Source organism: Brachybacterium hainanense (assembly GCF_042434575.1).
In the GTDB taxonomy this organism is placed as follows: Bacteria; Actinomycetota; Actinomycetes; order Actinomycetales; family Dermabacteraceae; genus Brachybacterium; species Brachybacterium hainanense.
The window spans coordinates 209786-221930 of sequence record NZ_JBHLSV010000001.1 but is presented as its reverse complement, the minus strand read 5'-3'; the positions used below and the strand labels follow the sequence as shown (position 1 = coordinate 221930).

At 71.4% G+C, this 12145-nt stretch carries 10 protein-coding genes; 5 read left to right on the top strand and 5 right to left on the bottom strand.

The window, feature by feature from the left end:
• Nucleotides 1-285 precede the first annotated feature (285 nt).
• The 5 genes from ACFFF6_RS01065 to iolD form a co-directional block, all read right to left on the bottom strand.
• Nucleotides 286-1470, bottom strand: coding sequence for a Gfo/Idh/MocA family protein (locus ACFFF6_RS01065; protein WP_376977394.1), 1185 nt, complete (start codon nucleotides 1468-1470; stop codon nucleotides 286-288).
• Between the two features lie 4 nt (nucleotides 1471-1474).
• On the bottom strand, nucleotides 1475-2344 hold the full coding sequence (locus tag ACFFF6_RS01060; RefSeq protein WP_376977392.1) for a sugar phosphate isomerase/epimerase family protein: 870 nt from the start codon (nucleotides 2342-2344) through the stop codon (nucleotides 1475-1477).
• Between the two features lie 17 nt (nucleotides 2345-2361).
• Entirely contained in the window at nucleotides 2362-3312 is a 951-nt protein-coding gene (locus tag ACFFF6_RS01055; protein WP_376977390.1) for a TIM barrel protein, read from the bottom strand.
• Between the two features lie 20 nt (nucleotides 3313-3332).
• Nucleotides 3333-4826 carry a CoA-acylating methylmalonate-semialdehyde dehydrogenase gene (locus tag ACFFF6_RS01050; RefSeq protein WP_376977388.1) on the bottom strand — a complete coding sequence of 498 codons (1494 nt, stop codon included), beginning with the start codon at nucleotides 4824-4826 and terminating at the stop codon, nucleotides 3333-3335.
• Between the two features lie 66 nt (nucleotides 4827-4892).
• Nucleotides 4893-6779, bottom strand: coding sequence for a 3D-(3,5/4)-trihydroxycyclohexane-1,2-dione acylhydrolase (decyclizing) (gene iolD / locus ACFFF6_RS01045; RefSeq protein ID WP_376977386.1), 1887 nt, complete (start codon nucleotides 6777-6779; stop codon nucleotides 4893-4895).
• 366 nt (nucleotides 6780-7145) lie between these two features.
• On the opposite strand from iolD, the gene ACFFF6_RS01040 reads away from it, so the two are divergent.
• The 5 genes from ACFFF6_RS01040 (at nucleotide 7146) to ACFFF6_RS01020 (ending at nucleotide 12143) form a co-directional block, all read left to right on the top strand.
• Nucleotides 7146-8363, top strand: a complete 1218-nt coding sequence (locus ACFFF6_RS01040; RefSeq protein ID WP_376977384.1) for a Gfo/Idh/MocA family protein — start codon at nucleotides 7146-7148, stop codon at nucleotides 8361-8363.
• 64 nt (nucleotides 8364-8427) lie between these two features.
• Nucleotides 8428-9432 (top strand): sugar phosphate isomerase/epimerase family protein, encoded by a 1005-nt coding sequence (locus ACFFF6_RS01035; RefSeq protein WP_376977382.1) that lies wholly within the window; start codon nucleotides 8428-8430, stop codon nucleotides 9430-9432.
• Nucleotides 9433-9618: 186 nt separating this feature from the next.
• The gene (locus ACFFF6_RS01030) at nucleotides 9619-10008 is read left to right on the top strand and encodes a tautomerase family protein (RefSeq protein ID WP_376977380.1); all 390 of its coding nucleotides are present in this window, start codon (nucleotides 9619-9621) and stop codon (nucleotides 10006-10008) included.
• Between the two features lie 198 nt (nucleotides 10009-10206).
• Complete coding sequence (gene iolC / locus ACFFF6_RS01025) at nucleotides 10207-11229, top strand: 5-dehydro-2-deoxygluconokinase (protein ID WP_376977379.1); 1023 nt, start codon at nucleotides 10207-10209, stop codon at nucleotides 11227-11229.
• Nucleotides 11226-12143 carry a Cgl0159 family (beta/alpha)8-fold protein gene (locus ACFFF6_RS01020; protein ID WP_376977377.1) on the top strand — a complete coding sequence of 306 codons (918 nt, stop codon included), beginning with the start codon at nucleotides 11226-11228 and terminating at the stop codon, nucleotides 12141-12143. Before iolC ends, ACFFF6_RS01020 begins: the two co-directional genes overlap by 4 nt.
• Nucleotides 12144-12145 lie beyond the last annotated feature (2 nt).

Below are 12145 nucleotides of genomic sequence, written 5' to 3'. Positions count from 1 at the left end.
CGGGCGGGAGGAGGATTCCTGGTCCGGCATCTCCTCCTCGAGCCACGGGCTGAGACGGTGTCGCCGGATGCCATCGGGCGACGGACCCATCGTCCCGCCGTCGCTGCCCGTGGTCGGAGGTGCCGAGATGGGGAGGTGCTCCAGGAAGACGTGTACGTGATGTACGCGTTCTCAGGAAGCACCCCGCCCCTCGCCGAGGGAGCCCGCGGTGCATGCACGGGACCGCAGGGGTCCAGCCGCACGTGCCCGCGAGCCCTCCGGTGCCCGCCTGCTCCTGGTGCGCGCTCAGAACGCGCTCGTGGTCCCCTCGATCTCGGGAACCTCCACCCAGCTGCGCGACGCGGCCGAGCGGACGATCGCCTCGGACACCTCGGCGGCCGCGAGACCGTCGGAGGCGTTCGGAGCGCTCTGCGAGGCCGTCGTGGCATCGGCCAGGAACTGCGCGGCCTCGATGGTCTTGAGGTCGTCGAAGCTCATGGGGATGCCGGGCCCGGGCTGGAAACGGGCGTAGTCCCCGTGGCCTGCGCCCGCGAGCACCGTGGTGTAGCCGTGCTCGGTGCCGCCGTCCCCGAGCATCACCTCGAACTCGTTCATGCGGGTGAAGGACCAGCGGGCGGAGCCGTCCGTCCCGAACACCTCGATCGCGTAGTCGCTGCGATGGCCGCGGGCGACGCGCGAGGACTCGAGCGTGGCATGCGCCCCGCCGGACAGCGTGGCGAGCGCGGCGACCCAGTCCTCGTTGCCGACCGGCCCGGTCTGCGACCCCACCTCGAAGCCGCCGTGACCCACCCCGACCTTCGTGGGGATGGGCCGCCGCGGGATGAACACGTCGGTGCGGGCGCTGACCTCCGCGATCCGCTGCCCCGTCACGTACGCGACGAGGTCCGCCCCGTGGGAGAGCAGGTCGCCGATCACGCCGCTGCCCGCCTTCTCGCGGTCGTACCGCCAGGTCAGCGGCCCTCGGGGCGAGGAGGCGTAGTCCGCGATCAGCCAGCAGCGCACGTTCGTGACCCGTCCCAGCCGTCCGGCGGCGACCAGGGCCCGCAGATGCTCGACCGCCGGGGCATGGCGGTAGTTGAAGCCCACCGCCGTCGCGATCCCCGCCGCCCGGGCCGCGTCCCGGATCTCGCGGGACTGCGCTGCGCAGACCCCCATCGGCTTCTCGATCCAGAACGGCTTCCCGGCCGCGGCCGCGGCGAGCGCGAAGTCCCGGTGCAGGAAGTTCGGGGAGCAGAGGGACACCACCTCGACCTCCGGATCCGCGAGGACCTCCTCGATGCTCCCGACCGCCCGCTCGAAACCGAACTCCTCCCGCGCCGCCCGCTGGTTCTCGGGCACCGGATCCGCAGCGACCGCCAGGCGGGGCCGCAGCCCCAGCTCCGGGAAGCGCGCCGGGATCCGGCGGTAGGACTCCGCGTGCAGACGCCCCATCCACCCCAGGCTCACCAGGCCGACCCCGATCTCCCGCATCAGCTCACTCCCCGCCCAGCTCGGCGATGATCCGCTCGCGCATGCGCCGATGGATCGCATCGGCCTGCTCCTCCCAGCCGAACACGCACACCGAGACGGGGCCGTCGTAGGCCCGCTCCCGCAGATAGGCGAAGGCACGGTCCCAGTCGATCTCGCCGTTGCCGATCTCGTTGTGCTGGTGCACGCGCGCGTCGACCCCGGGCGGGTTCACGATGTAGCGGTTGCCGACGTTCGCGGTGTGGTCGAAGACATCGGCCACATGGAGGTGGCGCAGGCGATCGCCGGCGTAGTCCATCATCTCGCCGACGTCCCGGGCTCCGCGTCCCAGGTGGAAGGCGTGCGGGAAGCAGAACTCGTAGTTCAGCCAGTCGCGGTCCACGCCGCGGATGATCTGCACGGCGCGGTCGTTGTCCTCGACGAAGTCGTAGGGGTGCGCCTCGATCGTGCACTCCAGGCCGTACTTCTCGAAGTGGGGGATCAGCTCCTCGATCGAGCGGTAGAACTGGTGCTCGCTCTGCCGGGGCCGGGTCGGATCGCCCGAGAACTCGGTCGCGATCAGCGGCACCTCGAGGGCGTCGGCGATCTCCAGCAGACGACGCCAGTTGCGCACCTGTGCCTGCCGCTCCTGCTCATCGGGACTGGCCCAGTCGAAGACGGGGTTGAAGGACCAGATCTTCACCCCCGTCTCCGCCATCGCCGCCTTCACCTCCGCGATCTGGTGCCGGTCGACCTTGGGGTAGTGGTGCCATTCGTGGAAGTCCGCGCGGGGGGACAGCTCGAGGTAGCGGTAGCCCAGCTCCGCGGCCTTGCGCACCTCGCCGGCGACCGAGAGATGCGGGTGGTACATGCTCGGATCCAGCAGGACCTTCACCATCGGGGTCTCCTTGCAGATCAGCGCAGGCCCAGGCCGCAGTCGGCCAGGAACTCGCGGGTCGCGATCGCATTGGGCAGCGGGAGCTCCGGATCGCAGGGATACAGGTCCTGCTCGCAGATGACGTACAGCTCCTTGTCCATCGCCGCGAGCTTGGCCACCAGATCGCGCATGTCCGGCAGCCCGGCGGGCGGGCGCACCGAGGCGCCCTTGGCGACGGCCTCCCCGAAGGGCCAGTCCTTCTCGTGAGCCTCGCGGGTGATGTCCGGGTCGAAGGCCTTGATGTGCACGTATCCGATCCGCTCGGGATACTCGTCGATCATCTGCAGCGGGTCGCCGCCGCCGTAGACGATGTGCCCCGTGTCCAGGCAGAACGACACGAGCTCCGGATCGGTCGCCTCGAAGACACGGGCGATCTCCTCCGGGGTCTCGATGTGGCTGTCCCCGTGCGGGTGCAGAACCATCGTCAGCCCGTAGTCGTGCTTCATGATGCGGCCCAGCTCGTTGGCGTTCTCGACGTAGCGCCGCCATGCCTCGCCGGTCAGCTCGCGCTCGTCGGTGAACTCCCAGGTCTTCTCGTCGCGGTACATGGGCGGCAGGTGGACCATGTACTCCGCGCCCACGGCCGCATGCGTCTCGGCGATGGCCCGGAAGGTCCGCTCGGTCTCCGGCCAGGCCTCCTCCTGGTGCAGGATGCCCCAGCCGGTCCCGGCCACCACGCGGAAGCCGTGCTCGTCCATGACCGAGCGCAGCTCCTTCGCGTCCTTCGGGAAATAGCCCCACGGCCCGGTCTCCATCACGGAGAACCCGGCCTGCGCCATCTCCGCGAGCGCGGTGCGCCAGGGGATCTGCTTCTCGTCCTCGGGGAACCAGACGCCCCACTGGTCGGGGCACACGCCGATGGTGAGCTTGTCGAACGGCGCCTCGGGGTTGCGCGAGAGGTCCGCGGAGGCGGGGGTCTGTGCGGTCACGGCGGTCGTCTCCTGGAAGGTCAGTCGTGGGTGGGGAAGCTCATCGAGGCCTCGACGTGCTCGTCCTGGCGGGGCCAGCGCGTCGTGATCGCCTTCTGACGCGTGTAGAAGCTGATCCCCTCGGGCCCGTGGGCATGGTGCTCGCCGAACAGCGAGTCCTTCCAGCCGCCGAAGGAGTAGTAGCCCACCGGGGTCGGGATCGGCACGTTCACGCCGATCATGCCCACCTGGACCTCCTCCTGGTAGCGGCGCGCGTAGTGGCCCGAGCCGGTGAAGATCGCGGTGCCGTTGCCGAAGGGGGAGGAGTTCACGAGCTCGAGCGCCTCGTCGAAGTTGTTCACGTGCATGACCACCAGCAGCGGCCCGAACACCTCGTCGGTGTAGGTGGGGTGGCTGCGGTCCAGGTCCGTGATGACGATGGGGCCCACGAAGTTCCCGCCCTCGTAGCCCTCGACCACGAGGCCGCGGCCGTCGACGACGATGGTGGCGCCGGCCTGCTCGGCCTCGTCGGCCATGCGGATGACGCGCTCGCGGGCCTCCTTCGTGATGACCGGGGGCATGTCGGTGGCCGGGTCGTCGCCCGGTCCGACCTTTAGCTTCCGCGCCTCGGCGGCGATCGCCTCGACGAAGGCGTCATGGACGTCGCCGACGGTGACGGCGACCGGCACGGCCATGCAGCGCTCGCCGGCGGAGCCGAAGGCGCCTGAGGCGATCTGCGCGGCCGCGAACTCGATGTTCGCATCGGGCATGACGACGGCGTGGTTGTTGGCCCCGCCGAGGGCCTGCACCCGCTTGCCCGCGGCCGATGCGGTGGCGTGGACGTGCTTCGCGATCGGCGTGGAGCCCACGAAGGACACGGCGGCGATGCCGGGATGCGTGCACAGCGCGTCGACCGTCTCCTTGCCGCCGTGGACGACCTGGAAGACGCCGTCGGGCAGGCCGGCCTCCTGATAGAGGCGGGCGACGATGTTCGAGGCGGAGGGGTCGCGCTCGGAGGGCTTGAGGACGAAGGCGTTGCCGGTCGCGATCGCGATGGGATGCATCCAGAAGGGCACCATGGCGGGGAAGTTGAAGGGCGTGATGCCCGCGACCACGCCGAGGCTCTGGCGCATGGTGTGGCCGTCCACACCGGTGGAGACGTTCTCGGAGAAGCCGCCCTTGAGGTCCTGGGTGATGGAGGTGGCGAACTCGAGGGTCTCCAGGCCCCGGGCGATCTCACCCTTCGCGTCGCCGATGGTCTTGCCGTGCTCGCGGGAGATGGCGACGGCTATCTCCTCGGTCGCGTCGATGACCAGCTGGCGCATCCGGTACAGGATCTGGGTGCGCCGGGACAGGGAGACCTGTGCCCAGGCGTGCTGCGCCTCGCGCGCGACCTCGACCGCGCGGTCCACGGTCGCCGCATCGCCCAGGTGCAGCGTGCCCACCTGTGCGCCGGTCGCCGGGTTCAGGATGGGCTGGGTGGAGCCGGTGCCGTCGGCTTCCTCGCCGGCGATCCAGTGCTTGACGTCGTACATGATGCTCCTTCGTCGGGGAGGTCGTGGGGGCTCGGGCGCAGAGGTGCGCGGGAGGGGGCGTGCGGGTCAGAGGTAGTGGCGCTGCGGGGCCTTCGCGGCCTCATACACCGCGGAGGCCTGCTGCGTGGACTCCAGACGGGAGACCTGGGAGACGGGCACGTCCCACCAGCCGATGCCGGGCGGGTTCGGGCCGTACAGGTTCGTGTTCACGACGATCGCGGTGGCCTGCGCGGAGGACTCCGCGCGGCGGAAGGCGGTGCGGAAGTCCTCGGTGGAGGAGACCTCCTGCACCTCGATGCCGTAGGAGCGGATGTTCGCAGCGATGTCCATCGGCAGCTTCGCCCCGTCGAGCAGGCCGGACTCCTTCGAGCGCATCCGGTACTTCGTGCCGAAGCGCTGGGAGCCGTGGGACTCGGACAGGGAGCCGATGGAGGACCAGCCGTGGTTCTGCAGGATCACGAGGATGACCTTCACGTCCTCCGCGACGATGGTCGCGATCTCCTGCGGGGCCATCTGGAAGGTGCCGTCGCCGATGATCGCGACGACCTCGCTGTCCGGGGCCGCCATCTTCGCGCCGAGGGAGGCGGGCAGCTCGTAGCCCATGCAGGAGTAGCCGTACTCGAGGTGGTACTGCAGCGGGGAACGGGCCTTCCACAGCGCCTGCAGGTCCCCGGGCATCGAGCCGGCGGCGTTGATGAGGATGTCCGTATCGCCCATCATCTCGTTGAGCGCGCCGAAGATCTCCGTCTGCGCGGGCAGCTCCTGGTCGTGCGGGGCGAAGCAGGGGGCCACGCGCTCCTCCCAGGCGGCGACGAGCTCGCGGGCCCGGGCGACGTGCGCGGCATCGGCGCTCCAGCCGTCCAGCTCCGCGACGAGCGCCTCCAGGCCGGTGCGGGCGTCGGCGACGACCATCTCGGCGGAGTGCTTCGCGGCGTCGAAGGCCTTGACGTTGAGGTTCACGAAGCGCACGTCCGGGTTCTGGAAGGCGGTGTGCGAGGCGGTCGTGAAGTCGGTGTATCGGGTGCCGACGCCGATCACGACGTCGGCCTCGGCGGCGAGCGTGTTGGCTGCGTCGTTGCCCGTGGAGCCCACGCCGCCGACGCTCGCCGGGTGATCCGCGCTCAGCGCGCCCTTGCCGGCCTGCGTGTCGGCGACGGGGATGCCGGTCGCCTCGGCGAAGGCGGCGAGGGCCGCGGAGGCCTCGGAGTAGATCGCGCCGCCGCCGGCGACGAGCAGGGGCTTGTTCGCGGAGCGGATGATGCTCGCGGCGCGCTCGAGGGCGGCGGGCTCCGGGACCGGGCGGCCCACGTGCCAGGTGCGCTCGCGGAAGAACTCGACGGGCCAGTCGTAGGCCTCGGCCTGCACGTCCTGGGGCAGGCAGATCGTCACGGCGCCGGTCTCCGCGGGATCGGTGAGCACCCGCATCGCCGCGAGCGCGGAGGGGATGAGCTGCTCGGGTCGCCAGATGCGGTCGAAGTAGCGCGAGACGGGGCGGAAGGCGTCGTTGACGCTGACGTCCATGGCGCGCTCGTCCTCGAGCTGCTGCAGCACCGGGTCGACGGCGCGGCTGGCGAACACGTCGCTGGGCAGGATCAGCACGGGGATCCGGTCGATGGTCGCGAGCGCCGCTCCGGTGACCATGTTCGTGGAGCCGGGGCCGATGGAGGCCGTGCAGGCCATGGTCTGCAGGCGGTTGCGGGTGCGGGCGTAGGCGACGGCGGTGTGCACCATGTTCTGCTCGTTGCGCGCCTGGTAGTAGGGCATGTGCGCCTCGGCCTCAGCCGCGTCGTCCGTGGCCGGGTCGAGCTGGTTCTGCAGGAGCGCCTGCCCGAGGCCCGCCACGTTGCCGTGCCCGAAGATGCCGAAGGTCCCGGAGACGAGGCGGTGCCGCTGCCCGTCGCGCTCGCTGTGCTGCGCGGCGAGGAAGCGGACGAGGGCCTGGGCCACGGTCATGCGGACGGTGCGGGCGGGAGAGGTGCTGGCGGATGACGTGCCTGCGTGCTCGCTCAATGCTGCCTCCGGAAGTGGGGCCCGCTGCGGAGGCGGGCCGGGGTCGGTGCCGGGGGAGCGGATCGCCTCGGCCGTGAGTGCATGGGTCCAGCATGACGATACCGCCCGATGATGTCAACGCTTTGTCTGGACAAGAAGAAAGTGCGTCGCGCCCGGTTGGGGGTTTCGCGATCGTGGTAGCACGTGCTAACGTCGCCGCCACGCCATCGCGAGGCCAGACATGACCGGACAAGAACGTCCGGTCGTCGGATCGGACGCCGCAGTCCGGTCGACCCCCGCCTCGCGCTCTCCCGCCGCCACGGAGGATCCATGAGCTCCCGCCCCCGTCCCCGTCCGCTCTCCGTCGCCGTGATCGGCGCCGGCATGGCCGGTCGCACGCACGCCAACGCCTGGCGCCAAGCCGGGACCGTCTACGAGCTGGGCCTGCCTCCCGTGCGCCTGGCGACCATCGCCGATGCGCACCTCCCCTTCGCCGAGGACGCCGCCGCGCGCTACGGCTACGAGAGGGCCGTCGGCGACTGGCGCGCCGTCGCCGAGGACCCCTCCATCGACGTGGTCTCGATCGTCGTCGGCAACGCCCTGCATCGCGAGATCGCCGCCGCGCTCGCCGAGGCGGGCAAGCACGTGCTGTGCGAGAAGCCCCTCGCCGGGACGCTCGAGGACGCCCGCGCCATGGCCGAGATCGAGGCCGCCCATCCCGAGCTCGTGCTCGCCACCGGCTTCACCTTCCGCCGCAACCCCGCCGTCGCCCAGCTCGCGCGGCTCGTCGCCGACGGCGCGCTCGGCACCGTCAACCACCTCGAGGGGCGCTACTGGTGCGACTACGGCGCGGACCCGCTGGTGCCCATGGCCTGGCGGTACAGGGGGCCCATGGGCTCCGGCGCGCTCGGGGACATCGGCAGCCACCTGGTCGACACGGCCGAGCTCATCGGCGGCCCGATCGACTCCGTCTCCGGGGCCGTGCTGACCACGTCGATCACGGAGCGCCCCGTGGCCTCCGCCGCGGTCGCCGGAGGCCGCGGCGTGCAGGCGAGCGCCGATGATCCCCGTGAGCCCGTCGAGAACGACGATGTCGCGACCTTCACCGCTCGCTTCGCCTCCGGCGCGGCCGGCACCTTCTCCTGCTCCCGCGTCGCCTTCGGCCGCCCCAACCAGATGGCGATCGACGTGAGCGGCTCGCACGGCTCGGCGAGCTGGGACCTGGCGCGCGCCGGGGAGATCCAGCTCGCCGACGCCACGAGCCCCGCAGGTCTGGGAGGCTTCCGCCAGGTCCTGGCGAACCCTGCCTTCCCCTATTTCGCGAACGGGTCCTCGATGGCCTTCGCCGGCGTGGGCCTGAACCAGATCGAGCAGTTCACCTACCAGGCCCATGCCTTCCTCCAGCAGGTCGTCGCGGCCCGCGGGGAGGGCGATGCCGGCTCCCTCCCGCCCTGCGCGACCTTCGCCGACGGCTATCGCGAGATGCGCATCCTCGAGGCGGTGGCCCGCTCCGCCGCCTCCGGCGGTGCCGCCGTCGCCATCTCCTGACGCCGAAGGCCCCGACCCCTGCGTCCCGATCCCGCTCGCCCGCACGCCCGCGAAGGAGACATCGATGTCTTTCACCTACGGCGCCTACACCGCCTGTCTGCATGACCGCCCGCTCGGCGAGGCCCTCGACGTCCTGCGGGGCGTGGGCCTGACCGGGGCGGAGGTCAACACCGGCGGGTTCATCCCCTCGCCTCACGCCCCCGTCGACCTGCTGCTCGCCAGTGCGCAGGCCCGAACGGAGTACCTCCGAGTCTTCGCGGACCGGGAGATGCGGCTGACGGGGCTGACGGCCTCCGGCAACCCGCTCTCCCCGCTGCCGAGCGAGGGGATGGTCCACGCCCACGACCTGCGCCGCACCATCGAGCTCGCCGGCCTGCTAGGGGTCCGGGACGTCGTGGCCATGTCGGGAACCCCCGGCACCGATCCGGGCGCGCGATATCCGGCCTGGGTCGTGAACCCGTGGAACGGGATCGACCTCGAGGTCCTCGAGCACCAGTGGTCCGTCGCGGTCCCGTTCTGGCAGGAGATCGATGCGCTCGCCCGTGCGCACGACGTGCAGGTCTGCCTCGAGATGCACCCGCGCAACCTCGTCTTCTCGCCGCTGACCTTCGAGCAGTTCGTCGAGCGGGTGCGTCCCACGAACATCGGCGTGAACCTGGATCCCTCGCATCTGTTCTGGCAGCAGATGGATCCGATCGTGTGCATCGAGAGGCTGGACTCGCACATCCGCCATGTGCATGCGAAGGACACGGCAGTGCTGCCGGGGGCGGCGGTGCGCGGCGTGCTCGACACCGCCTTCGGGCCGGTCCCGGAGGATCCCGCGCAGCGCACGCCCACCGGGATCGGGCACTACTGCTCCTCGTGGCCGGAGGACCCGGCGTGGCGCTTCGTGGCGCTCGGCGAGGGGCATGACACGGACTACTGGTCCCGGTTCCTCGCGACGCTGTGCGCGGTGAACCCGGATCTGCATGTGAACATCGAGCACGAGGACGCGGCCTTCGGCCGGATCGAGGGGATCGAGCGCGGAGCCCGCACGCTCCTCGCGGCCGCGGCGTCCGCGCGCGCCTGAGCGGGGCGCCGGCGGATCGGGACCGTCCCGGCGGCCGCTCCCGGAGCGATCGGAGCCCGGAGACGGCAGCCAAGCTCCATATCTTTGTCTGGACAAAGCAGGCAGAGTGTGCGACGATGTCAGGGCGCCCCCCTGGAGCGCATCGACGCAGCCCGCCCCGCATCCTCCGAGACCCCGGGAGGTCCCATGCCCCTCGTCCGCATCACCACCCAGGTCGGGCGCACCCCGGCGCAGATCCAGGAGCTCGGCGACATCGTCCAGGACGTCATGCTCGAGCACTTCGCAGCCCCGCCCGGCGACCGGTACCAGATCATCGAGGAGCTCCCCGTCGGCGCGATCCGCGCCGAAGACACCGGGCTCGGGATCGAGCGGAGCGCCGGGGTCACGATCATCCACATCACCCAGCAGGGGCGGGACGCCGCCCAGAAGCAGGCCGTGTACGCGCGGCTCGCGCAGCGTCTGGGCGCGGCGGGCCTGGTCCGACCCGAGGACCTCGTCGTCGCGGTGGTGCTGAACGGCCGGGAGGACTGGTCCTTCGGGCATGGCCGGGCGCAGTTCCTCACCGGAGAGCTGTGATCGACTCCTCGGCCACGCCGAGCCACCGCGTCTAGTTGTATGGACAAAGTTCTCTTCGGAGGGCAGGATGTTCCCATCGGCCCCGGCAGCCGCGGGAACGACCCCGCCCGGCAGCCCGGACATCCGGCACCAGCACGGACCCACCGCCAACCACGCCTCCTCCGCGGAGGCCCACGACCCAGGGAGGCACCCGTTCCCATGGCAGCAGATCTCGACATCATCACCTTCGGTCGCAGCGGGGTGGACCTGTATCCCCTCGCCGTCGGAGTCGGCCTCGAGGACGTCTACAGCTTCGGCAAGTTCCTCGGCGGCAGCCCCGCGAACGTCGCCGTCGCCGCGGCGCGCCTGGGGCATGCGCCCGCGCTCATCAGCGGCGTGGGCGAGGACCCCTTCGGCCGCTACGTCCGGCAGGAGCTCGTCCGCCTGGGCGTCAGCGATCGCTTCGTCATCACGGCCGAGGAGCTGAAGACCCCCATCACGTTCTGCGAGATCTACCCGCCGGACGACTTCCCGCTGTACTTCTACCGCAAGCCCAGCGCCCCCGATCTGCAGGTGCGCCCCGAGGACCTCGACCTCGACGCGATCCGCGAGGTGCCGCTGTTCTGGTTCTCCGGGACGGGCCTGTCCGAGGAGCCCAGCCGCTCCGCCCACCACGCGGCCCTCGCGGCACGCGGCCGCACCGCCCACACCGTCTTCGACCTCGACTACCGGCCGATGTTCTGGTCCTCGCCCGAGGAGGCGCGCGAGCAGTACCGCCATGCGCTGCAGTTCACGACGGTCGCGGTCGGCAACAGGGAGGAGTGCGAGGTCGCCGTCGGCGAGACCGAGCCCGAGCGCGCGGCCGACGCCCTCCTCGAGGCCGGCGTCGAGATCGCGATCGTCAAGCAGGGCCCGAAGGGCGTGCTCGGCAAGACCCGCGACGAGCGCGTCGAGGTCGCCCCCAACCTGATCCAGGTCATCAACGGCCTGGGCGCGGGGGACAGCTTCGGCGGTTCGCTGTGCCACGGCCTGCTGTCCGGGCAGTCCCTCGAGGAGACGCTGACCCGCTGCAACGCCGCCGGCGCGATCGTCACCAGCCGCCTCGAGTGCTCGACCGCCATGCCCACCACCGAGGAGATCGACCTGCTCATCGCGGGAGGCGACCCGAACCACGGGCAGACCATCGACGAGATGCTCGCGGGGATCCACGACCGCGGCCTCGCCCAGGAGGCCCGCGCATGATCACCCCGATCACTCCGGCCGGCACCGATGCCGATGCCTTCGCCCGCAGCTACGCCGAGGTCACCGACATCCGGGTGCAGGACCCCGGCCGGATCGCCCGCCTCGCCCGGACCCGGCGCCGCCGCACCGTCGCCGACACCGACGGCCGCATGCTCATCGTCGCCGCCGACCACCCCGCGCGCGGCGCCCTCGGCGCCGGCAGCCGCCCCACGGCGATGGCCAGCCGCACCGACCTCCTGGACCGCATGCGCGCGGCGCTCGCCGTGCCCGGCGTCGACGGGGTGCTGGGGACCGCGGACGTGCTCGAGGACCTGCTGCTGCTGGGCGCGCTCGAGGACAGGATCGTCTTCGCCTCCATGAACCGGGGCGGGCTGCAGGGCGGGTCCTGGGAGATCGAGGACCGCTTCACCGCCTACGACGCGGCCTCCATCGCCGCCGCCCGCTTCGACGGGGGCAAGATGCTCACCCGCATCGACCTCGAGGACGACCGCACCTCCCGCACCCTCGCCTGGTCCGCGGACGCCGTCACCGACCTCGCCCGCCACGAGCTGATCGCCATGGTCGAGCCCTTCTGGTCCTCGCGCCGCGACGGGAAGGTCGTCAACGACCTCAGCCCCGAGGCCGTCATCCGCTCGATCCATGTCGCCCAGGGGCTCGGCGCGACCAGCGCCTACACCTGGCTGAAGCTGCCGGCGGTGCCCGACATGGAGCGGGTCATGGACGCGACCACGCTGCCCACGCTGATCCTGGGCGGTGACCCGGTGGGCGCGGACCCGGACGCGGTGCGCGCCACCTGGGAAGCGGCCCTGGCCCGTCCCAACGTGCGGGGCCTTACCGTGGGGCGCACCCTGCTCTACCCCGAGGATGACGACGTCACCGGTGCTGTCGCCGCCGCCGTCGACATGATCCGCTGACC

What these genes read in the sequence shown, in the direction of transcription:
- ACFFF6_RS01065 (WP_376977394.1), bottom strand. Translation starts at nt 1,470, where the DNA reads ATGCGGGAGATCGGGGTCGGCCTGGTGAGCCTGGGGTGGATGGGGCGT.
- ACFFF6_RS01060 (WP_376977392.1), bottom strand. Translation starts at nt 2,344, where the DNA reads ATGGTGAAGGTCCTGCTGGATCCGAGCATGTACCACCCGCATCTCTCG.
- ACFFF6_RS01050 (WP_376977388.1), bottom strand. Translation starts at nt 4,826, where the DNA reads ATGTACGACGTCAAGCACTGGATCGCCGGCGAGGAAGCCGACGGCACC.
- iolD (WP_376977386.1), bottom strand. Translation starts at nt 6,779, where the DNA reads ATGACCGTGGCCCAGGCCCTCGTCCGCTTCCTCGCCGCGCAGCACAGC.
- ACFFF6_RS01040 (WP_376977384.1), top strand. Translation starts at nt 7,146, where the DNA reads ATGAGCTCCCGCCCCCGTCCCCGTCCGCTCTCCGTCGCCGTGATCGGC.
- ACFFF6_RS01035 (WP_376977382.1), top strand. Translation starts at nt 8,428, where the DNA reads ATGTCTTTCACCTACGGCGCCTACACCGCCTGTCTGCATGACCGCCCG.
- ACFFF6_RS01030 (WP_376977380.1), top strand. Translation starts at nt 9,619, where the DNA reads ATGCCCCTCGTCCGCATCACCACCCAGGTCGGGCGCACCCCGGCGCAG.
- iolC (WP_376977379.1), top strand. Translation starts at nt 10,207, where the DNA reads ATGGCAGCAGATCTCGACATCATCACCTTCGGTCGCAGCGGGGTGGAC.
- ACFFF6_RS01020 (WP_376977377.1), top strand. Translation starts at nt 11,226, where the DNA reads ATGATCACCCCGATCACTCCGGCCGGCACCGATGCCGATGCCTTCGCC.